Raw genomic sequence first — 20,244 nt, forward strand, 5'->3', positions numbered from 1 at the left:
AGCACCCATCCGAAGATCCCCGCAGCAGCAGCATCCGGGCCGGGCACGGACGGGATCAGCGCAGCGTGCGGCGCAGCAGAACGCGCGGATGACCGGCCAGCACCGACGTCGTATCGGCGGCGTGGACGAAGCCCGCGCGCTCGAAGTTCTTGCGCAGCCCGGCGTAGGCCATCGTCAGGTCGACCCTGGCACCGCCGTTGTCCAGCGGATACGCCTCCACCGCCGGCGCACCCCGCTCCCGCGCGAACGCGACCGCGCCCTCGATGAGCGCGTGTGAGATGCCTTGTTTGCGGTGGCCGGGGCGGACGCGGATGCACCACAGCGACCAGACCGGCAGGTCGTCGACGTGCGGGATCTTTCGGTTACGGGCGAAGGTGGTGGACTCGCGCGGCGCCACCGCGGCCCAGCCGACCGGCTCGTCGCCGTCGTAGGCCAGCACGCCGGGGGGCGGGTCTTCGCGGACCAGGCCGGCGACGTAGTCGGCGCGGGCCTGGCCGCGGAGCTCGTTGTTGAGCTTGGACGGGATCCGGTAGCTGAGGCAGAAGCAGACGTTGGAGGTCGGCTTCTTCGGGCCGATCACCGCGCGGACGTCCTCGAAGACCGTAGCCGGTCGTACTTCGATGGCCATGCGCTCACTCTGCCATGGCGCCGCCGCAGCACCTGCGGCATCGCGCCCCACAGCGCGGCGCACAGCGCCACCGCGCCCGAGCACGCCGCGATGCCCGCGGCCCGGCCCAGCACCACGTCCACGACCAGCAGCAGCGCCCCGCCGAAGGCGAGCATCAGCACCACGAGCCCGGCCGCCGCCAGCCGCGCCGAGACGTCCACCACGAGCCGCTTCGCGCCCCGCCGGAACAGCGTCCGGTGCAGCGCGGCCGGGGCGGTGAAGAGCACCGCCGCGACCGCCGCCAGCAGCAGCGTGGTGACGTACACCCCGCGCTGCACCGAATCCAGACTCGGGAACCGCGGCATGAAGGCGAGCGACAGCAGGAACGCGAACAGGATCTGCACCCCGGTCTGGGTCACCCGTAACTCCTGCAGCAGCTCCTGGAAATTACGGTCGTCGCGCTCCAGCTGTGTCTCGTTGCGGTGGTGTCCGGTGCTGCTCACCCGGTGGCCGCCGGCCGGCTCAGGCGGCTGCGGCACGGCCGGTCTCGGCCCGCTCGCGCAGCCTGCTGCAGGTGCGGTTGAGCAGGCGGGAGACGTGCATCTGCGAGATGCCCAGCTCATCGGCGATCCGGCGCTGGGTCAGATCGCGGAAGAAGCGCAGGTACAGTATGTGCTTCTCCCGCTCGGGCAGCTCCCGCAGCCCGTCGCGGACCGCCTCCCGCGCCAGCGCGAGCTCGTAGCCCTGCTCGCGGCCGCCGAGAGTGTCGATGAGCGAGTAGCCGTCGTCGGAGTCGCCGGCCATGGCGGCGTCCAGGGACAGCATGGCGTAGCTGTCGATGGCCTCCATGCCGGTACGGACCTCCGCCGGCGTCAGGTTGGTGCGCTCGGCGAGCTCGTCCACGCCGGCGCGCCGGTTGTCGAGCGAGTGGTTCACCTCGTGGTCCGCGGCGCGGACGCGGTTGCGCAGCTCCTGCACCCGGCGGGGCACGTGCAGGCCCCACATGTGGTCGCGGAAGTGGCGCTTGATCTCGCCGAGGATCGTCGGCACCGCGTAACTCTCGAAGGCGGTGCCGTACTCCGGGTCGTACCGCAGGACGGCCTTGACCAGACCGAGATGCGCGACCTGTTCGAGATCCTCGAGGTTCTCGCCGCGCCCGCGGAACTGCCGGGCGAGGCGGGCCGCCATCGGCATCCAGGCGCAGACGATCTCCTGGCGGAGCTGGTCGCGCTCGGGTCCCGGCGGCAGTTTCGACACCCGCTCGAAGGCTCCCCGGGTGTCGGGGGCGTCATCATGCGGATGGCGTTTGCGGTTGTGCTTGCGTATCGCCGTCGTCGGGGGCATGTGTGGCCTCCCTCGTCGGTGGGACAGTCGTCACCACGGAGGCCTTGGCACCCGGCCAGGACGGCCGACAGCACTCGCGGCCTCCGCGAGCGTGCCTGCAGTCCGAAGCACGTAAAGCGCCTGCCCGGCAGCGGCGGCGCTAAACGGGGGCCTGGCCGGTGCGGCCGCCGGGCCGCAGGCAGGTTCGTGCCGGACTGCGTCGACACACCCAACTCGCCGGTCACGCAGGGTAGTTATCTGGGTGCGAGCGATGGTTATCGGCCAAGGCTGACATGTATCGGCTAGGACGGGTTCCCCCTGGCCAGGGATGGGTAGGCCAGCGTATGGGGCAAGTGCAGCCAAGTGACGATCACTTACGATCATATACGGACAGTAACCGCGGTCGGGGCGGCCCGCGGATGAAGGGGACGCGATGGGCACAGTCACGGCATATGTGTGGCTGCTGCTCCCGTACCCGGTGGTGCTGGTTGCCGCCGTCGGCTACGCGATCTGGGCCTCGGGCCGCATAGCCGCCAGGGAACGCCGCCTGGCCGCCGCGGTCGGCGTCGCCCAGCGGGCGATACTGCGCCCGGGCACCTTCCAGCTCGCGGGCGCCGCCATCTCCACCCGCTACCGTCCGGCCGGCGCACACGACGTCATCGGCGGTGACCTGTACGCCTTCGCCGACACCGGCGCGGGGCTGCGACTGCTGATCGGGGACGTACGCGGAAAGGGGATGGCGGCCGCCGCGCAGTCCGCCGCCGCCATCGACTGCTTTCGCGACTGCGCCCATGGCCACCGCGAACTGACCGGCGTGGTAGCGGAGATGGAGCAGCGGATGGCCGGGAACCTGGCCTCGGAGGACTTCGTCACCGCGGTCCTCGCCGAGTTCGCTCCGGGCCGGCTCAAGCTCGCCAACTGCGGCCACCCGCCTCCGCTGCACCTCCCGGCCGGCGGTCCGCCCGCCTTACTGACGCCCGACGAGCCGGCGACGCCCTTCGGCCTCGACCCCACACCCTGCGTCCAGCAGGTCAAGCTCGCCCCCGGCGACCGGGTGCTGTTCTACACGGACGGCCTCACCGAGGCCCGCGACCGCCGCGGCACCATGCTCGACCTGCAGTCCGTCGCGCCCGCCTGCGCCCTGCCGGACCTCGACGACGCCCTCGACACCGTCCTCTCCGCGCTGGGGCGGCACACCGCCCGCGGCCGCGACAGCGATGACATCGCGCTGGTGCTGATAGAGCCGGAGCCGGTGGTGGCCGCGGCCGCTTGAAGCGGGCTCACGGCGGGGCGTGACACCGGTCCCCGGCCCGACCGCGGAGGTGCACATTCCAGCCACCGGCCCGAATTCCGGTGCCGATGCCGGCGGCGGGCGAAGCGGGTGAATAGCCCGCCGGAGACCGGGTACTGCGGCACGAGCCCAGTAGGTTCGTTCGGAAGAGTGAGCAGTCATGGCACAGATGGTGAGGGAAGTGATGACGCCGGCCGTGACCGCGGTGCGGCCCGACGCGTCACTGGTGGAGGCCGCCCAGCTGATGCGGGCGCAGGACATCGGCGACGTCCTCGTGATGCGGGACGAAACGCTGCTCGGCGTCGTCACCGACCGGGATATCGCGCTGCGGGCCGTCGCCGACGGCGTCGACCCGCTGACGGTCAGCTGCCAGGCGATCTGCACGCCGGAGCCGGTGTGCGTCGCCCCCGGTGACCCGGTCGACCTGGCGGTGGACCTGATGCGTACGCACGCGATCCGGCGGCTGCCGGTGACCGAGGACGGCACCGCCATCGGCATGGTCTCCATCGGCGACCTGGCGGTCGAACGCGACCCCGCCTCCGCCCTCGCGGACATCAGCCGCGCGACACCGGACAGCGGGCCGGGCACGGCGGGCCGGGCCCGTCGCGCCGGATAGCCCGGGCGTGCTGACGCCTTGACCACTCCGGCGACTTCAGGCGGCGACCGGGCAGGCAAGGGCCGGCCCGGCCTCGCCGGCGCCTTCGCGGCGTGGGACCTGGAACTGTTCCACCGCGTCGCCCGGCAGCACTGGCCGGGCGCCGAACGCGTCCTGCCCAAGCTCAGCAGGAGCGCCAACCACGGCGTGCTCTGGTTCGCCCTGGCGACCACGATGGCCGCCGCGGGCGGCCGCCCGGCGCGCCGCGCGGCCCTGCGCGGGGCGGCGTCGCTGGCGGCGGCGTCGGCGACCGTCAACACGGTCGCGAAGCGCTCGGTGCGCCGGCACCGCCCGCTCCTCGACGCGGTCCCCGTAGTGCGGCAGCTGCACCGGCAGCCGTTCACGACGTCATTCCCGTCCGGGCACGCGGCGTCGGCGGCGGCCTTCGCCGTCGGCGCGGCGCTGGAGTCGCGGCGGTGGGGTGCGGTGGTCGCGCCGGTGGCGGGGTCGGTGGCGTTCTCGCGGGTCTATACGGGCGGGCATTACCCGAGCGATGTGCTGGCGGGGATGGCGCTCGGCGCGGGAGCGGCGTATGCGGTAAGGGGGCTGGTCCCCACGCGCGCCCAGCTGGCCCCACCGGCGCGGCCGCGGGCGGATGCGCCGGTGCTGCGGGAGGGCCGCGGATTGGTGGTGGTGGTGAACGGCGCAGCCGGGGGCGGCAACACGCACGCCCCGGACCCGGCGCAACAGCTGGCAGCGGCGCTGCCGGAGGCGAATATCAAGCTCGTCCGGCGGCCGGCATCGGCGCTGCCGGACGCGAATATCAAGCCCGTCCGGCGCTTGAGGACGAGCGCCGTCAGGCGCGATGAACCAGTGCCGGACCTCGCGGATCTGCTCGACGAAGCCGCAGCGCAAGCCGCGCGCATCGGCGGCGCTCTGGGCGCCTACGGCGGCGACGGCACCATCAACGCCGCCGCCCGTGCCGCCCTCCGGCACAGCGTGCCGCTGGCCGTCTTTCCGGGCGGCACCCGGAACCACTTCGCGTACGACCTGGGTCTGGAGACCATCCGCGACACCGCCATGGCGGTGCATCGCGGCGAAGCCGTAGGAGTCGACGTCGGCCGCTTCGGCGACGAGGTGTTCGTGAACACCTTCAGCCTCGGCTCGTATCCGGACCTGGTCCGCGTCCGCGAGCGCTGGTCCCGGCGGATCGGCGCGTGGCCCGCCGGGGTGCTCGCCGCGCTGGAGGTGCTGCGCGCGGCACGGCCGGTCGAGGTGGAACTCGGCGGGAAGCGACGGGCGTTGTGGGTCCTGTTCGCCGGGAACTGCACCTATCGCGGCCTCGGCGCGATGCCCGTGCGGCGCTTCGACCTGGCGGACGGGTTGCTCGACGTCCGAGTCGTCCCCGCGGGCCGGCTGCCCCGGGCCCGGCTGCTGGGCGCCGCGCTCACGGGCCCGCTGCGCGGGTCGCCGCTGCACGCGGCCGCGCGGCTGCGCCGGCTCCGGATTTCCGGGGTTCCGGGGGATGCCCCGGTCGCGTACGACGGGGAGGTGACGGCTGCGCCGGGAGAGCTGACGCTACGCAAGGTGAATGAGGCCCTGACGGCGTACCGCCCCCTGCCGCCAAGCTGACCCGCTCCGGGCAGATCGCGCCTGGCGGCGCTCGTCCTCAAGCGCCGGACGGGCTGGTGGCGGTGCTCGGCCGCCGCCGAAGCCCCGGCTGTCGCCCGCGCCGCCGGCTCAGCCCCCCCCCGCCCATCCCCCGTGGGGACTAGACCTCCCGCGGCCGGCCGCCCCCCGGCAGCCCGCCCTTGTACGGCCAGCGCAGCAGCGCGCCCAGGCCGCCGACCGGGGCGGCGCCGCGGCCGTCCGGCTCGGGGAGCGGGATCACGTCGGCGCCGGTGGCGGTGGCGGAGCGGATGAGGGCGTCGTCGGCGCGGGCGGTCGAGGGGCGGGGTTCGCCGAGGTATTGGGCATCCGTGCGGCGCAACGCGAGCTGGTCAGGGGCGGGGCCGACCCAGACGTCGCGGTGCAGGTCGGAGCCGCCGGAGCGGACCAGAAGGGCCTCGATGCGGTGTTCGCGGGCGGCGTCGATCAGCGCCGGGACGCCTTCGGCGGCGTCGATCCGGCCCCCGGTCGGGACGCGCCCGGCGCGGAAGCGCTGCAGGGCCTCCTCGGCGCGGGCGTGGGCCTGCTCGGCGCGCAACTCGTCCAGCTCCGCGTGCGGCATCCGGCGCCCGGCTTCCGCGCCCGCCGCCCGGGCGGCACGGCTGGTCTCGACGGCGGCCGCGCGCAGCCGCCGCGGCAGCCTGTCGCGTACGGCACGGCGCTCGCGCGGGTCACCCGCCAGCACCACGAACTCCGCTCCGGTCTCCGCGGCCTTGGCGGCCACGGACTCGGCGGTGCGGGCGGCGTTCTCCTCCCAGGTGTTCTCTACGGCGAGCTGCGAGCGCCGCTCCGGCCGGACGGACGACGCCGTGCGCTGCACCGGCCGGTCCTCGCCCCTGACCTCGCCCGCGGTGCGCCGGCCCTGGGCGTCGTACAGCTCCAGCCCGGCGCCGGTGTGGTCCACATAGGCGACCAGGCAGGACGGGTCGGGCCCGGCGTAGTCCAGCAGCGGTCCGGTGTGCGGCAGCCACGTCCAGCAGCTCTCCGGCTGCGCGGGCGGGGTGGCGAGTGGCACGTCGAGCCGCACCGCGCCGTCCGCCGCGAAGAGGGCGCGGCCGGGGAGTTGCGGGGTGGGGGTGGTGAGTTCGGCGTAGAGCGCCTGGCAGGTGGCATTGTCCGCGCCCTGCGCCGTGAGGCGCTCGCAGGCGGCGCGGGCGTGGAGTGCTTGCCGGGCGGCCGCGTCTTCGGTGGTACGGGTGGTGCCGAAGTACACCGAGGCCCAGGGGCCGGGGGTGTGCAGCAGTGGGTCGAGGAATCCGAGCTTCATGAGGCGCGCGGGTACCCGGGCGCCGGGGGGCCGACACGGGCCGTACCGGTGTGGTTTGACCGGGCCGTACCGGTGTGGTTTAGGCGGGCGGGGGCGCGGGCACTCGCGGGCGTTGGTCGAGCGGCCACTCGGGGGGAAGGTAGGGGGGAGGGCTTCGGGTGCGGGGCTTCAGGGACCCCGCACCCGAAGCCACCCGCCCGCGCTTCCGCGGGACTTCGCCGCAGCCGCGCGCGGAACCTCAGCGCGCAAGCCCTCGCGTTCGTAGCCCCTCGCTCGCTCAACCCAGCGCGATCAGCGCGATCGCGCAGCCCGCGCCCACCAGCCCCAGCGTCTGCCGCCGGCCGCAGCGCTCGCCGAGGAACGCCAGCGCGAGCAGCACCGGAACCGCCGGATAGAGCGCCGCCAGGACCACGGCGAGTGCGGCCGGCTGGAGGGTCGTGGCCAGCCAGTACAGCGTCGTGGCGGCGGTGCCGAGCGCACCCGCGACGGTCACCACGAGCAGGGCCCGGGCGGGAAGCCGCAGCGGCAGCCCCGCGGCCACGGCCGGTACGGCGATCACCACGATCGACACGGCCCGGCTGACCGCGATCGGCCACAGCCCCGCCCCCTCCGGGATCCGGGCCAGCGCCAGGAAGTGCAGGGCGAACCCCACACCCGCGGCCAGCGCCGCCCGCACCCCCGCGGACCCGCCCGTACCCCCGATGCGGCCGCCCGGCCCGCGGCGGCGCGCCCCGGGCCCGCCGCCGCGCGTGCCCCCGCCCGAACCGCCGTCCCCGCGCGCACCCCCGTCCTCTCCACCGTCCCCGCCACGCGACACCAGCCAGATCGACGGCAGCGCAACGGCGATCCCCACCAGCGCCGCCGGCGACGCGCGATCGCCCAGTAGCGCGAGCCCCACCACCACCGGCAAGCCCATCGCGATCACGTCGCTGACCGGCACCACCACGCTCATCGCGCCGGAGTTCATCGCCACGTACAGCAGCGCCACCCCGGCACCGGTGCCGACCCCCGACACCGCCCCCCACCCGAGCGCGGCGGGGGAGGGGGACTCGGCGCCCCGGAAAGCGGCGCCACGCACGCGACCACCAACCCCGCGCACTGCGCGTACAACGCCACCGTCACACCGTGACGGCGCCGCGCCACCAGCCCGCTCAGGAAGTGCGTCGCGCCGAAGCACAGCGCCGAGACCAGCGCCAGCGCCTCGCCCACGGGTGCCGTACCCATGGCTCACGCACTCGCGCCGCGCGCCGCCTTCTCCGCCTCGCCGACCGGGCAGTGTGCGTCGCGGGTGCACGCCGTGCGGTCGCAGAGGCGGCAGATGCGGTGGTGGGCGGCGTCCGGGTCGGGGCCTGCGCGGGAGGTCGCGTACAGGCCGTCGAGGACCTTTTCCAGGAGGGCGCCGAGCGTACGGGCCTCGTCCTCGCCGAGGCCGGCGAGCGCGGCGGTGAGGCGCGCCTGGCGGCCGTGGAGCAGGACCTCGGCGGCGCTGCGGCCCTTCTCCGTCGGGTAGATCCAGGTGAACTTGTTGGCGGTGCGACGGCGCTCCACCATGGCCGAGCGCTCCAGCGCGTCGACCATGCGTACGGCGGCGGACTGGGTGAGCCCGACGCGGCGGCCGAGCTCGGTGACGCTGACGCCGGGGTCGGCATGCAGCGCGATGAGCGCGGCCGCGCCGCTCGGGCTCGCGGCCGAGGCGGCCACCGGGCCGCTGACCAGCTCGTCCGTCACCGCGAGCGCGGTGGCACCGAGGAGATTCGCGGTTCGCTGGTTCGTATGCATGACTCATGCATACCCGTAGTCCGGGTCATTCATGCGGATGCGTTACCTGCCTGCCCGCCCGGGTACTCGGCCGCCGTGACTGAGAAAGGCACGTATCCGGTGGTCCGGGACGAGCTGCGGCGCGAGCTGACCAGCCCGCCGCGCCCCCGCACCGCCCGGCTCTACACCGGAGCCGGCCGGCCTCGTACGCAAGGAAGAGGGCAGGACCCCATGACCAGCACCCACAGCACGCACGACAAGCTGCGCGAGCAGGTGTCGACCGCGCGTGAGCGCCTCGGCGACACCGTCGAGGAACTGGCCGCGAAGGCCGATGTGAAGCACCGCGCGCAGGAGAAGGCCGCCGAGCTGAAGGACGTGGCGCGCGACAAGACGCCCGAGCAGGTGCGCACCGCCGCGGGCCGCGCGGCCGAGGCGGGCCGCCGCCAGCCGGTACCCCTCGGCCTCACCGCCACGGTGCTGGCCATCGGCCTGGCGTACGTGGCGCTGCGCCGCCGGAACGCCAAGTGACGGCGGCGGTTCCTCTGAACAAAGGTCTGCACCAATCCTTGACGGTGTTCTGACAAGAGGTGTAAGTCTAGACCAATGTCTGGACCCCCCACCTCCAAGGAGCAGGCATGCGGATCAGCAGGAAGAAGCGTGCGGCCGTCATCGGTGCCGGCATAGCACCGCTTCTCGTACTGGCCCTTCCCTCGTCCCAGGCGAGCGCGCACGGCTACGTCTCCTCCCCGCCCAGCCGGCAGGCGCAGTGCGCGGCCGGCACGGTCCCCTGCGGGGACATCAAGTACGAGCCGCAGAGTGTCGAGGGACCGAAGGGCCTGAAGAGCTGTAGCGGCGGCAACTCGCGCTTCGCCGAGCTCGATGACGACTCCAAGGGCTGGGCGGTGACGAACGTCGGGAACTCGCAGGAGTTCACCTGGAAGAACACCGCGCGGCACGCCACCACCAACTGGGAGTACTACGTCGGCGGCACCAAGGTCGCGGACATCGACGGCAACAACGCCCAGCCGGGCGAGACCACGACGCACACCGTCAGCCTCGGCGGCTTCTCTGGCAAGCAGAAGATCCTCGCCATCTGGAACATCGCCGACACGTCCAACGCCTTCTACGCCTGCATCGACGTCAACATCGGCTAGTCAAGCCGCTGCCGCTCGCCCGCCCGTTGTCCTTGCAGCCGGCAGCGGGCGGGCGATTGCGGTCCGCGGGGCCAGCCGGTCAGGCCAGCGAGCCGAGCAGGTCGCGGCAGTGCTTTTCGCACTCCGCGCAGGCGTTGGCCTGCAGCGTGGCGCGTCCCTCCGAGCCGACGTACGGCGCCAGCCGGTCCACCTGCTCGGCGCAGGCGTTGGCGCACATTTCCACCTGGGCGTACAGCTCAGGCGCGGCAAAGCCGGGATGCCGGCTGAGCATGCGCGCGGTGCGCTCGCAGATCTCCGCGCACCTGACGTCGACGCGGCTCCACTGCTCCGGCTCGTCCGGGCCGATCGCGGGCAGGCACGCGGCCGCGCACCGCTCGCACGCCTGGGCGCAGACGAAGGCTTCCTCGATGAAGCGGACCAGCGTCTGGCGGTCGGCCTCAGCGGTTGAGGTATCCATGAGAAGCGCCGCCTCCTTTCCGTACGGCCGACGAGTAGCCAGCCCGGGGCGGCTCTAACGCCGACGGCCGCTACGGAGCTGGTTTCCTGGCCGCGGGGACGACCGTTCGCGCGGCCTACTGCCATAGCTGTCAGGGCCGCGGCCAAGGGCGGCCCTCAAGCCGCTCGATGTCCTCGTTGAAGCGGTGCAGCATCGCCGCGAACTGGGCGGCCTCCTCGGCCGACCACCCCTTCAGCACCTTCCCGAGGCCGGCGACATTCGCCGTACGATCCGCGGCCAGCCGCCGCTCACCCTCCTCGGTGACCCGGAACTTCCGCGCGATCCCCCCGTCCGGGTCCGGGATCCGCTCGACCAGCCCGGCGCGCAGCATGCCCGCCGTCTGCCGGTTGAGGGTGGAGGCGTCCAGGCCGAAGGCCTCGCGGAGCTGGCCGATCGACATCGGCCCGTCCAGCTGGAGCCGGCTGAGGAGGACGTACGCGCTGCGGTCCAGCCGCTCGCCGCCGGCGCTCTTCGCGCGCGGCTGTGCCAGCACCCCGTGCCGCATGAGCAGCATCGTCTCGAACTCGATCTGCCGGGTCGACCTCTCCATAAGGCCAGATATAGCACCTGGAGCGCTCCACGATGCAGCGGATGTGCATAATGCACAGTAGGTGTACGATGCACATCCATGAATGCAACCCGCCGCCCCGGCACCATCGTGGGAGTGCTCGCCCTCGCGGGCATCCTCGCCGCGCTTACCCAGACCCTCGTGGTCCCCCTGATCGGCGAGCTCCCGCGGATGCTGGACACCTCCGCGTCCAACGCCTCCTGGGTGGTCACCGCCACGCTGCTCTCCGCCGCGGTCTCCACGCCCGTGGCCGGCCGGCTCGGCGACATGTACGGCAAGCGGCGCATCCTGCTGCTGTCGATCGTCCCGCTCATAGCCGGCTCGGTCGTCTGCGCTCTGTCGTCGTCGCTCGCGCCGATGGTCGCCGGGCGCGCGCTCCAGGGCATGGGCATGGGCGTCGTACCGCTCGGCGTCAGCCTGATGCGGGACGTGGTCCCTGCTGAGCGGCTCGGCTCCGCGATCGCCGTGATGAGCGCGTCGATGGGCGTGGGCGGCGCGCTCGGGCTGCCGTTCTCCGCGGGCATCGCCGAGAATGCCAGCTGGCGCACGTTGTTCTGGGTGGTCGCGGGTCTGAGCGTGGTGGTTGCCGCGCTGGTGCGGACCGTGGTGCCGGCGGGCGCGGTCGGGGCGGCGTCGGCGCGCTTCGACGGACTTGGCGCGCTGGGCCTGGGCGGCGCGCTGATCTGCCTGCTGCTCGCGGTCTCCAAGGGCGCGGACTGGGGCTGGGGGAGCGGGACGACGCTCGGGCTCTTCGGCGCCGCTGTGGTGATTCTGCCGCTGTGGGGGTGGTGGGAGCTGCGTATTCAGGACCCGCTCGTGGATCTGCGGGTGACCGCGGGGCCGACGGTCCTGATGACCAATGCGGCCTCGATCCTGGTGGGTTTCGCGATGTACGCCCAGTCGCTGGTGGTGCCGCAGCTGCTGCAGCTGCCGGAGGCGACCGGCTATGGGCTCGGCCAGTCGATGCTCGCGGCGGGGCTGTGGATGGCGCCCGGCGGGCTGATGATGATGGCGCTGTCGCCGCTCGGCGCGAAGCTCTCGGCGGCGCGCGGGCCGAAGGTCACGCTGGCGGTCGGCAGCCTGGTGATCGCGGCCGGCTACGCGTCGTCGCTGCCGCTGATGGGCTCGACGCTCGGGCTGCTGGTCGTCACGATTCTGTGCAGTACGGGGGTCGGCCTCGCGTACGGGGCGATGCCCGCGCTCATCATGGGCGCGGTGCCGCAGTCCGAGACCGCCTCCGCCAACAGCTTCAACACCCTGATGCGCTCCATCGGCACCTCGGTCTCGGCAGCGGTGATCGGCGTCGTCCTCGCCAACATGACCACGTCGCTGGGCGGCCATGCGCTGCCGTCGGAGTCGGGCTTCCGGGTCGCGATGCTGATCGGCTGCGCGATGGGCGTGGTGGCGTCGGCGGTCGCGATCGCCATCCCGGTACGCAAGTCTGCGACGCCGGAGCCGAAGCCCTCGACGGAGCCGGTGTCCCAGACGGGCTGATCCGTGCTCAGCAGTCCGTGCCGGTGCGCGTGGGCCCCGCCCGCCTGCCGGCTGCATTGAGCGGCAGAGGCGGGCGGGTGGGTGGGGGGTTACCCAGAGCGCGGCTTGGGGCCGGGGTCTGGGTCGGGTACGGGGTCGGGGCCCGGCGGCTTCGGCACTGGGTCGGGAGCCGGGCCCGGTGGTACGGGCGGTGGGCCGGGTACGGGTGGTGGGCCGGGTACGGGCGGCGGGTTCGGTGACGGCACCGGGTCCGGCGATGGCACCGGGTCCGGCTCCGGCGAGATCTGGATCTGCATGGTTTCCTCCCTACGTGCTACCCCGCGGGTGCCCGCGACGCCACGCCCACTCACGCCCGGGATCCGCCGCCGGATTCGTCTTCCCGGCCCCGGCTCCTGAGTCCGGCGATGATGAGGGCGGCCGCGATGCCCAGGCCGAGGACGAGCGGGCCGACGCGATCGCGCTGTTCGGCCGGCCGGACGGGCGCGTACGCTGTGCAGGGCCCAACTTCCCGCTCAGCACCGCCGGTCGAAGCGCTTCGACGCACCCTAGACGTTCATCTGCCCAGTACATAGACTGGCGACCCGCAAGGATCATCGGAAATGGAAGCGCATCATCGAATCGCTTCCTGGAGGGCGGGGGCGTATGGTCACGATCGCGGAAGTCGCCCGCCGGGCCGGCGTCTCGCCGAGCACGGTGAGTTACGTGCTCAGCGGGAAGCGGTCCATCTCCTCCGAGACCCGCAGCCGCGTCGAGGCCAGCATCAAGGAGCTCGGCTATCACCCCAACGCCGGTGCCCGTGCCCTCGCCAGCAGTCGGTCGAACGTCGTCGCGCTGATGATGCCGCTGCGCACCGACATGTATCTGCCCGTGATGATGGAGATAGCCGTCGCCGTCGCCACCACCGCCCGCGAGCACGGATACGACGTCCTGCTGCTCACCGGCGAGGAGGGCGCGGAAGCGGTCCGCCGGATCCACGGCAGCTCCCGCGCCGACGCCATGATCCTGATGGACGTCGAGCTCGACGACGAGCGGCTGCCACTGCTGCGCGACGCCGCGCAGCCGGTGGTGCTGATCGGCCGGCCCGCCGACCCGGCCGGACTGATCTGCGTGGACCTGGACTTCGCCGCCGCGGGCGCCGAGTGCGTCGCCCACCTCGCCGGGCTCGGCCATCGCGAGATCGCGCTGATCGGCGAGGCGCCCGCGGTGTACGAGCGGCACACCGGGTTCGCCGAGCGGACGCTGGCGGGCGCCCGCGGCGAGGCCGCCAAGCTGGGCGTGCGGATGCTGCACCGCCCGACCGAGGCCTCGTACGACGCCGTGGCCGCGCAGCTCGCCCGGGTCTTCGACGAGCGTCCCGGCACCACCGGCTTCATCGTGCAGAACGAGTCCGCCATCGAGCCGCTGCTGAGCCTGCTGCGGCAGCGGGGCATGGCCGTACCGGAAGATGTGTCGGTGGTCGCCGTCTGCCCGGAGCAGGCCGCGCTGCACGCCTCGGTCCGGCTGACGTCCGTGGCGCTGCCCGCGCATGAGCTGGGGCAGCGGGCCGTGGAGCGGGTGATGGACCGGCTGACCGCGCGCGAGTGCGAGCAGCTCGATCTGCTGGAGCCGGTGCTGACCCAGCGCGGCAGCACGGGGGCGGCTGCCGCGCCGGGTAGCTGAGCCGTCAGCTCGAGGACTCTCAGCTCGAGGACACACTGATGTCGTTGGTACGGAAGTCCAGGCCGCCGGCCGACGACGTGATCTCGTAGCCGAACTGGACGTCGCCGATGGTCTCGCCGCTCCACCAGCCCTTCTCCTCGATCCACTTCAGGATCGGCAGGATGTCCACCTCACCAGCCGATGAGTCGGACGTGCGGAGGAACGAGAACACCTCGTTGGCGCCGTTACTGCCCTTGTAGACATCCCAGGAGTGGCCGCCGAGCGTGACCTTGCCCTCCGGAGTGCCGATCGGGCCGACCGCGCCGGTGTAGTTCGTCCAGAGCATGATCTCGTAGTCGTGGTCCGTGTCCCAGATGTCGTACGAGGTGTTGTACGCGCCCGAGTCCGGAACCGTGACGTCGTATTTGCTGCTCAGTGACTTCAGCTCCGAGAGCGGCTTGTTCACCACCTTCTTGGCGTTGGGGTAGGACTTGATGCCGCCCGTGTTGGGGTGGTCGGCCTTGACGCTCCAGTCGGCGGCCGACTCGGCGCTGATGCACTGGCTGCCGGCGCCGGAGCCCCAGATGTTGTTGTAGAGCGTGTAGCCGTCGAGCTCGGTGTTGCCCCACTGGTCGCAGGACTCCCAGGTGGCGGCCTGCGCCGGGGCGGCGATCCAGGCGCCGGCGGCGGCGAGGGCCAGCACGGGGGCGATCAGTATCTTCACGGATCTCATCTACGTTTCCTTCTTCTTGTGGGGGGTTGGGTGCAGCACGGCGACGCCATAGCGGCCCAGCTTCAGGGGGCCGGAGAGGGTGACATCGTCGAGCAGTTCGTGGTGGCGCCCGTCCGGCAGGTCGACGGACACCGGATCGCGGCCGTGGTTGAGGACGAAGAGCAGGTCGCCGCGGCGTACCGCCTCGACGCCCGCGGGCAGCTCGGCGAGCACCGGCCGTACGCCCGCCTCCGCGGCGATCCGCGCGCACAGGTCGCGCAGCGCGGCGGGGCGGGGGAGGGTGGAGACGTACCAGGCGCGGCCGTTGCGCAGGACGGCGGGGAGGCCGTCGAGTTCGCCGCCCGCGTACGCCGTCACGATTTCGGCGCCGGAAACCGGCTCCAGCTCCTCGGTCCACAGCTCGCAGTCGAAGGCGTCGGTGGCGGCGTGTTCGCCCTCGTCGAGCGGCCACCACTCGTGCAGTACGCGAATGCCGAAGAGGTCGCGCAGCCGGCCGTCCATGCCGCCCTCGCGGATCCGGTCGTCGGCGTCGGCGATGCCGGTGAGGAAGCCGGCGGCCACGTGTCCGCCGGCGAGGGCGAAGATGCGGAGGGTGTCGATGGCGGCGTCGGTCATGGCGTAGAGCTGCGGGACGACGGCCAGGCGGTATGGCGTCAGTTCCGTACCGGGCTGGACGAAGTCCGCCTGCAGGCCCGCCTCCCACAGCGCGCGGTGCCAGGCGCGCAGCACGTCGGGGTAGTGGACGCGGTCCGACGGGCGGCCGTCCTGCAGCCCGGCCCACCAGGACTGCCAGTCGTGCACGATGGCGACCGGTGCCGGATCGACGCGGCTGCCCGCGACCCGCGGGCCGAGCCGGGCGAGCTCGGCGCCGAGCTGCTTGACCTCCTGGTACGTACGGCCCTCGGGCCCGGCGTGGGAGACCATTCCCGAGTGGAACTTCTCCGCGCCCTGCCTTGACTGCCGCCACTGGAAGAAGCACACGGCGTCGGCGCCGCGGGCGACCGTCTGCCACGACAGCAACCGGTTGAGGCCGCGCGGCTTGGGGTGGTTGACGCCGCGGAAGTTGACCGGGCCCGCCGCCTGCTCCATCACCATCCATGGCGCGCCGCCCGCCTGGCCGCGGGTCATGTCGGCGATCAGCGCGTTGTACTGGCCGCCGAGCGGGTCCGCCGGGTCCGGGTAGACGTCGACGGAGACAACGTCCTCCTCGGCCGCCCAGCGCCAGGCGTCCTGGCCGACCCACATCGGCATGAAGTTGGTGGTGACGGGGGCGCGGGTCCGGGCCCGGATGAGATCCCGCTCCGCCGTGAAGCACTCCAGCAGCGCGTCGGACGTGAAGCGGCGGAAGTCCAGCATCTGGGTGGGGTTCTTCAGGTACTGGGTGCGGCGCGGCGGCAGGATCTCGTTCCAGGAGGAGTAGGCCTGGCTCCAGAAGGCGGTACCCCAGGCGTCGTTGAGCGCGGGCAGCTCCCCGTACCGCGAGCGCAGCCAGCGGCGGAAGTGCCGGGCGGTGGCGTCGCAGTAGCAGAAGGTGCAGTACTCGTTGTTGACGTGCCACATCCGCACCGCCGGGTGGTCGCCGTAGCGGTCCGCGAGCCGCTCGGTGATCGCGCCCGCGTACGTCCGGTAGGCCCGGCTGGAGGCGCAGAAGTGCTGGCGGGAGCCGTACCAGACGGTCTGGCCGTGCTCGTCGCGCGGCAGCGACTCCGGGTGCCGGGCGCCGAGCCACGGCGGGGGAGCGGCGGTCGGGGTGGCCAGGATGCCCCCCACACCGCCGTCGTGGAGCAGGCCGAGCAGCCGGTCGAGCCAGCCGAAGTCGTAGCGGCCGGGGCGCGGTTCGAGGCGGGACCAGGAGAAGACGCCTACGGTGGCGGAGTTGACCCCGGCCGCGCGCATCAGCTCGATGTCCTCCGGCCAGGTGTCCTCCGGCCACTGCTCCGGGTTGTAGTCGCCGCCGAAGAAGATGCGTTGCCCGGACGGGGGTCTGGGGGCGAAGCCCCCAGGAATCGTTTGTCCGTCTTGGGCTTCAGCCCTTGATCGCACCGGTGAGCATTCCCTTCTTGAAGTGCCGCTGGACGAAGGGCGACAGGACGGCGACCGGCAGCAGCGCCAGCACCATGACCGCCATCTGCACGGCCAGCGGCGACAGCTGGCCGGTCTTGATGGACTGGCCGAGGCCGGTCGGCGGCTCCTGCTTCTGGACCAGCTGGATCATGACGTTCTGCAGCGGCATCATGTCCTGGTCGCTGAGGTAGATGGAGGCGTTGAACCAGGCGCTCCAGTACGCGACCGCGTAGAAGAGGGCGATCACCGCGAGGACCGCGCGGGACAGCGGCAGCACGATCTGCCAGAGGATCCGCCAGTCCCCGGCGCCGTCGATGCGGGCGCTGTCGATCAGCTCCGGCGAGATGTTCATGAAGAAGGCGCGCAGGACCAGGAGATTGAAGACATTCACGGAGGTCGGAAGGATCAGCGCCAGATAGGAGTCGGTCAGGCCCAGCGACTGCACCAGCAGATACGTCGGGATCAGCCCGGCCCCGAAGAACATCGTCGCCAGCAGCAGCATCAGCATCCAGCGGTGCCCCACGGACCCGGGCCGGGACAGCCCGTACGCGCAGAGCACCGACACCACCATCGAGAACAGCGTCCCGGCCACCGTCACCCCGACGCTGATCAGCGCGGCCCGCTGCACCTGGCCGCCGCTGAGCAGTTCGGCGTACGCGACGAAGGTGATGTCGCGGGGCCACAGCACCAGGCCGCCGGCGTCGTTGATGGCGTCGCGGGTGGCGAGGCTGGTGACGACGATGATCCAGAGCGGGCCGAGGACGGCGAGGCAGGCGCCGCCCAGCACCACGCCCTTCGCCGCCAGGCCCGCCCGCGAAGGCGGCTCCTCCCAGACCGGACGGTTCGGTGCGGCCCAGGGGCTGCGGCGCTGCCCGGTCGTGCGGGGTACGGGGCGCCGCCCGGGGGTCCGGCGTACGGGCGGGGCATCGGTCGCGGTCACTTCTTGTACACCCCCTGCTCGCCCAGCAGATGAGCGGCCTTGTTGGCGGCGAGCACGAGGGCCAGGCCCACGACGCCCTTGATGATTCCGGCGGCGGCCGCGTAGCTGAAGTCCTGGCCGCGGATGCCGTTCCACCACACGAAGGTGTCCAGCACCTCGGCGGCGTCGAGGCCGACGTTGTCGCGCTGCAGCAGGAACTGCTCGAAGCCGACGGTGAGCGCGTCCCCGACCCGTAGCACCAGCAGCAGCGCGATGACGGGACGGAGGGCAGGGAGGGTGACGTGCCACATCCGGCGCCAGCGGTTCGCGCCGTCCATCGCCGACGCCTCGTACAGGTCGGGGTTGACGGCCGCCAGCGCGGCGAGGAAGACGATGATCCCCCAGCCCGCGTCCTTCCATACCGTCTGCGCGGTGACCAGGACCTTGAAGAGGCCCGGGTCCGTCATCAGGTCGAAGCCCTTCTGGCCGTGGTCGCGCAGGAAGCCCGCGATCACACCCGCGCCGCCGAAGATCTGCTGGAAGACCATCACCACCAGCACCCACGAGAAGAAGTGCGGCAGGTAGAGGATCGCCTGGGCGATGGCGCGGACCCGGGGGCGCAGGACGCTGTTGATGAGCAGCGCGAGCGCGATCGGGATGGGGAAGAAGAGCACCAGCTGGAGGATGAACAGCACCATCGTGTTCTCGACCGCCCGCCAGAAGGCGGGGTCGGTGAGCACCCGCTCGAACTGCTCCACCGCGACCCACGGGCTGTGCAGGATCGCGGTGAAGCCATTGCTGCTGACGAACGGGTCGTACTCCTGGAACGCGACGACATTGCCGAGCAGCGGGACGTACGCGAAGAGCAGCACCAGCAGCAGCGCCGGCAGCGTCATCAGGATGAGGGTGCGGTCGCGGCGCAGCCGGATGCGCAGCGGGACCTTGAGTTCCTTGGCCACTTCTCGTCAGCTGCCCTGCTTCTCGTGCAGCTCGGTGTACCAGTCGCGGAGCTTGTCGCCGCCCTTGCGCTTCCAGTCGGAGACGGCCTGCTGCATGTCGCTGATCTTCTTGCGGCCGCGGACGATGTCGTCCTCGAGCTGCTCGAAGTCGTTGGAGAGGTTGGTGTAGCGGTTGGGCTCGGCGATCGTCAGGCCGTAGAACGTCGACTTCTTGGTGAAGGCGCCCATGCGCTGCTGCCACTTGGCCTGCTCGCGGGTGACGTCGGGGAGGTCGGGCTGGGCGAGGTAGGACTGCGGGGCGCCGGTGTAGTCGAAGGCGCCCAGCACTTCGGTGTTGCCCTTGTCGTTCTTGACCGGGACGCCGTCCTTGACCTCGTAGTGGGTGCCCTCGACGCCGTACTTGGTGAGCATCCGCTCCTTGCTGCCGAACGGCGCGGCGGTGAAGTTGGCGGTGGCGAGGACGTCGCGGATCACCGCCTTCGAGGTGCCCTTGCGGATGAACGCCCAGAGGTTCGCGGGCTGGGTGGCCCACAGCGTCGGGTCGCCGCCGTCGTGGTTGAAGTAGTCCATGCCGCCGACCTCGAAGTCGCCCTTGGCGTTCGCCTGCTCGGCGGTCATCTGGTACCAGGCCGTGATGTCCGCGCAGAAGAAGAGGTGGTCGCCGGCGGCGAAGCGGATGCGTTCGTCGCCCTTGACGGCCTTGGAATCCGGGTGGACCAGGTCCGCGGCGTAGACCTTGCGGGTCCACTCCAGGGCCTCCAGATAGGCGTCGGTCTCGATGCGGTAGGTGAGCTTGCCGTCCACCTCCATCCAGCCGAGCGCCTTCTCGTCGCCGGAGAACACGCCGAACATCCGCAGCGCCGCCCACTTCAGGTCGCCGGTGGCCCACGACTTACCCTTGGGGTCGTTGATCTCCTTGAGCAGGTCGAGCCACTGAGCGGCCGATTTCGGCAGCTCGTAGCCCCGCTTGTCGAAGATGTCCTTGCGGTAGAAGGGCACGATGTTCGTCACGTACGAGCTGGGCATCGGCAGGCCGCGCAGCGCGCCGCCGAAGATGGAGCGCTGCCAGGCGTCGCTGGGGATCGCGGCCAGGTTCGGGTACTTCTTCACCTTGTCGCCGGAGAGGTACGGGCCCAGGTCCTCGAACTTCGAGATGACGGCGCCCGGGATCTTCCCGTTCAGGTTCCAGCCGGGCACGACCACCACGTCGGGTATGTCGCTGGAGGCGAGCACCGCGCCGAGCTTCTCGTCGTACGTGTTGCCGTCCTGATTGCGCCAGGTGGCCTTGATGCCGATGGCCTCGTTCATGGCCGTGTAGTACGCGCAGTCGCCCTTGGGCGGGGTGCCCCAGAAGGGCGCCATGACCGTGAACTTGCTGCCCTTGCCGAGCTTCTCCGGCACCGCCTGCTTCAGCTCGCCCAGCTCGATCTTCTGCGTAAAGGCGGCGGACGAGCCGTTCTTGGACGGCAGGTCCGGGGTCAGCATGTGCTTCCCGGCGTACGCGGGGAGGATCTTCTCCGCCGCCTTCCCCGAGGTGGTGCCCTCTTTTGAGCCGCTGTCGGAGCTGCCGCAGGCGGTGAGCAGGGGCAGGCCGCCGGACACCGCGGCCGCGGCCACGACGGTGGAGGCCAGGAAGCTTCTGCGGCTCGGGGAGGTCGGGGAGCTCGGGGAGTGCGGAGGCGGAGTCATCGGCTCAGACCTTGTCTGTGA

The 20,244-nt window shown here is 72.1% G+C and carries 20 protein-coding genes; 7 read left to right on the plus strand and 13 right to left on the minus strand.

The annotated features are described in order from the left end of the window. Positions 1–55: 55 nt before the first annotated feature. The 3 genes from ACNNMR_RS38900 to ACNNMR_RS38910 are packed head-to-tail and all read right to left on the minus strand — an operon-like array spanning position 56 to position 1,951. A complete protein-coding gene (locus ACNNMR_RS38900; RefSeq protein ID WP_419999436.1) occupies positions 56–628 on the minus strand; it encodes a GNAT family N-acetyltransferase in 573 nt (190 codons plus the stop codon). After that, positions 577–1,146 (minus strand): DUF6328 family protein, encoded by a 570-nt coding sequence (locus ACNNMR_RS38905; RefSeq protein WP_419999437.1) that lies wholly within the window; start codon positions 1,144–1,146, stop codon positions 577–579. Before ACNNMR_RS38905 ends, ACNNMR_RS38900 begins: the two co-directional genes overlap by 52 nt. Beyond that, on the minus strand, positions 1,130–1,951 hold the full coding sequence (locus ACNNMR_RS38910; RefSeq protein WP_419999438.1) for a SigB/SigF/SigG family RNA polymerase sigma factor: 822 nt from the start codon (positions 1,949–1,951) through the stop codon (positions 1,130–1,132). The genes ACNNMR_RS38905 and ACNNMR_RS38910 overlap by 17 nt, the downstream gene beginning before the upstream one ends. 412 nt (positions 1,952–2,363) lie before the next feature. On the opposite strand from ACNNMR_RS38910, the gene ACNNMR_RS38915 reads away from it, so the two are divergent. The 3 genes from ACNNMR_RS38915 (at position 2,364) to ACNNMR_RS38925 (ending at position 5,448) form a co-directional block, all read left to right on the plus strand. Next, positions 2,364–3,203 carry a PP2C family protein-serine/threonine phosphatase gene (locus ACNNMR_RS38915; RefSeq protein ID WP_419999439.1) on the plus strand — a complete coding sequence of 280 codons (840 nt, stop codon included), beginning with the start codon at positions 2,364–2,366 and terminating at the stop codon, positions 3,201–3,203. 178 nt (positions 3,204–3,381) lie between these two features. Beyond that, positions 3,382–3,837 carry a CBS domain-containing protein gene (locus ACNNMR_RS38920; RefSeq protein ID WP_419999440.1) on the plus strand — a complete coding sequence of 152 codons (456 nt, stop codon included), beginning with the start codon at positions 3,382–3,384 and terminating at the stop codon, positions 3,835–3,837. Positions 3,838–3,855: 18 nt separating this feature from the next. Next, positions 3,856–5,448 (plus strand): bifunctional phosphatase PAP2/diacylglycerol kinase family protein, encoded by a 1,593-nt coding sequence (locus ACNNMR_RS38925; RefSeq protein ID WP_419999441.1) that lies wholly within the window; start codon positions 3,856–3,858, stop codon positions 5,446–5,448. 139 nt (positions 5,449–5,587) lie between these two features. Here the strand turns inward: ACNNMR_RS38925 and ACNNMR_RS38930 are convergent, their stop codons facing one another. The 3 genes from ACNNMR_RS38930 to ACNNMR_RS38940 all read right to left on the minus strand — a co-directional run bounded on the left by ACNNMR_RS38930 (position 5,588) and on the right by ACNNMR_RS38940 (position 8,530). Further along, entirely contained in the window at positions 5,588–6,751 is a 1,164-nt protein-coding gene (locus tag ACNNMR_RS38930; protein WP_419999442.1) for a hypothetical protein, read from the minus strand. 277 nt (positions 6,752–7,028) lie between these two features. After that, on the minus strand, positions 7,029–7,829 hold the full coding sequence (locus tag ACNNMR_RS38935; RefSeq protein WP_419999443.1) for a multidrug DMT transporter permease: 801 nt from the start codon (positions 7,827–7,829) through the stop codon (positions 7,029–7,031). Between the two features lie 149 nt (positions 7,830–7,978). Next, on the minus strand, positions 7,979–8,530 hold the full coding sequence (locus tag ACNNMR_RS38940) for a MarR family winged helix-turn-helix transcriptional regulator (RefSeq protein ID WP_419999444.1): 552 nt from the start codon (positions 8,528–8,530) through the stop codon (positions 7,979–7,981). Between the two features lie 75 nt (positions 8,531–8,605). Between ACNNMR_RS38940 and ACNNMR_RS38945 the strand changes: the two genes are divergently transcribed. Both ACNNMR_RS38945 and ACNNMR_RS38950 read left to right on the plus strand, forming a co-directional pair. Continuing rightward, positions 8,606–9,037: a DUF3618 domain-containing protein gene (locus ACNNMR_RS38945; RefSeq protein WP_419999445.1), complete on the plus strand. Its 432-nt coding sequence runs from the start codon at positions 8,606–8,608 to the stop codon at positions 9,035–9,037. 107 nt (positions 9,038–9,144) lie between these two features. Further along, on the plus strand, positions 9,145–9,663 hold the full coding sequence (locus ACNNMR_RS38950) for a lytic polysaccharide monooxygenase auxiliary activity family 9 protein (protein WP_419999446.1): 519 nt from the start codon (positions 9,145–9,147) through the stop codon (positions 9,661–9,663). 79 nt (positions 9,664–9,742) lie between these two features. Here the strand turns inward: ACNNMR_RS38950 and ACNNMR_RS38955 are convergent, their stop codons facing one another. Together ACNNMR_RS38955 and ACNNMR_RS38960 are read right to left on the minus strand one after the other, a co-directional pair. Next, positions 9,743–10,120: a hypothetical protein gene (locus ACNNMR_RS38955; RefSeq protein WP_419999447.1), complete on the minus strand. Its 378-nt coding sequence runs from the start codon at positions 10,118–10,120 to the stop codon at positions 9,743–9,745. A 130-nt stretch (positions 10,121–10,250) separates the two neighbouring features. Beyond that, complete coding sequence (locus ACNNMR_RS38960) at positions 10,251–10,709, minus strand: MarR family winged helix-turn-helix transcriptional regulator (RefSeq protein WP_419999448.1); 459 nt, start codon at positions 10,707–10,709, stop codon at positions 10,251–10,253. A gap of 78 nt (positions 10,710–10,787) precedes the next feature. On the opposite strand from ACNNMR_RS38960, the gene ACNNMR_RS38965 reads away from it, so the two are divergent. Beyond that, a complete protein-coding gene (locus tag ACNNMR_RS38965) occupies positions 10,788–12,221 on the plus strand; it encodes an MFS transporter (RefSeq protein ID WP_419999449.1) in 1,434 nt (477 codons plus the stop codon). Between the two features lie 642 nt (positions 12,222–12,863). Then, positions 12,864–13,880, plus strand: a complete 1,017-nt coding sequence (locus tag ACNNMR_RS38970; RefSeq protein ID WP_419999450.1) for a LacI family DNA-binding transcriptional regulator — start codon at positions 12,864–12,866, stop codon at positions 13,878–13,880. 19 nt (positions 13,881–13,899) lie between these two features. Here the strand turns inward: ACNNMR_RS38970 and ACNNMR_RS38975 are convergent, their stop codons facing one another. From ACNNMR_RS38975 to ACNNMR_RS38995, 5 genes are read right to left on the minus strand one after another with little or no spacing between them, the layout of a single operon-like run. After that, on the minus strand, positions 13,900–14,592 hold the full coding sequence (locus ACNNMR_RS38975; protein WP_419999451.1) for a glycoside hydrolase family 12 protein: 693 nt from the start codon (positions 14,590–14,592) through the stop codon (positions 13,900–13,902). Further along, entirely contained in the window at positions 14,593–16,599 is a 2,007-nt protein-coding gene (locus ACNNMR_RS38980; RefSeq protein ID WP_420000626.1) for a beta-galactosidase, read from the minus strand. Positions 16,600–16,618: 19 nt separating this feature from the next. Further along, positions 16,619–17,596, minus strand: coding sequence for a carbohydrate ABC transporter permease (locus ACNNMR_RS38985; protein WP_419999452.1), 978 nt, complete (start codon positions 17,594–17,596; stop codon positions 16,619–16,621). Beyond that, positions 17,593–18,534, minus strand: coding sequence for an ABC transporter permease (locus tag ACNNMR_RS38990; protein ID WP_419999453.1), 942 nt, complete (start codon positions 18,532–18,534; stop codon positions 17,593–17,595). The genes ACNNMR_RS38985 and ACNNMR_RS38990 overlap by 4 nt, the downstream gene beginning before the upstream one ends. Positions 18,535–18,540: 6 nt before the next feature. Continuing rightward, positions 18,541–20,223: a Tat pathway signal sequence domain protein gene (locus ACNNMR_RS38995; RefSeq protein ID WP_419999454.1), complete on the minus strand. Its 1,683-nt coding sequence runs from the start codon at positions 20,221–20,223 to the stop codon at positions 18,541–18,543. Between the last annotated feature and the right edge of the window lie 21 nt (positions 20,224–20,244).

Source organism: Streptomyces boninensis (genome assembly GCF_048572725.1).
Classification (GTDB): domain Bacteria; phylum Actinomycetota; class Actinomycetes; order Streptomycetales; family Streptomycetaceae; genus Streptomyces; species Streptomyces boninensis.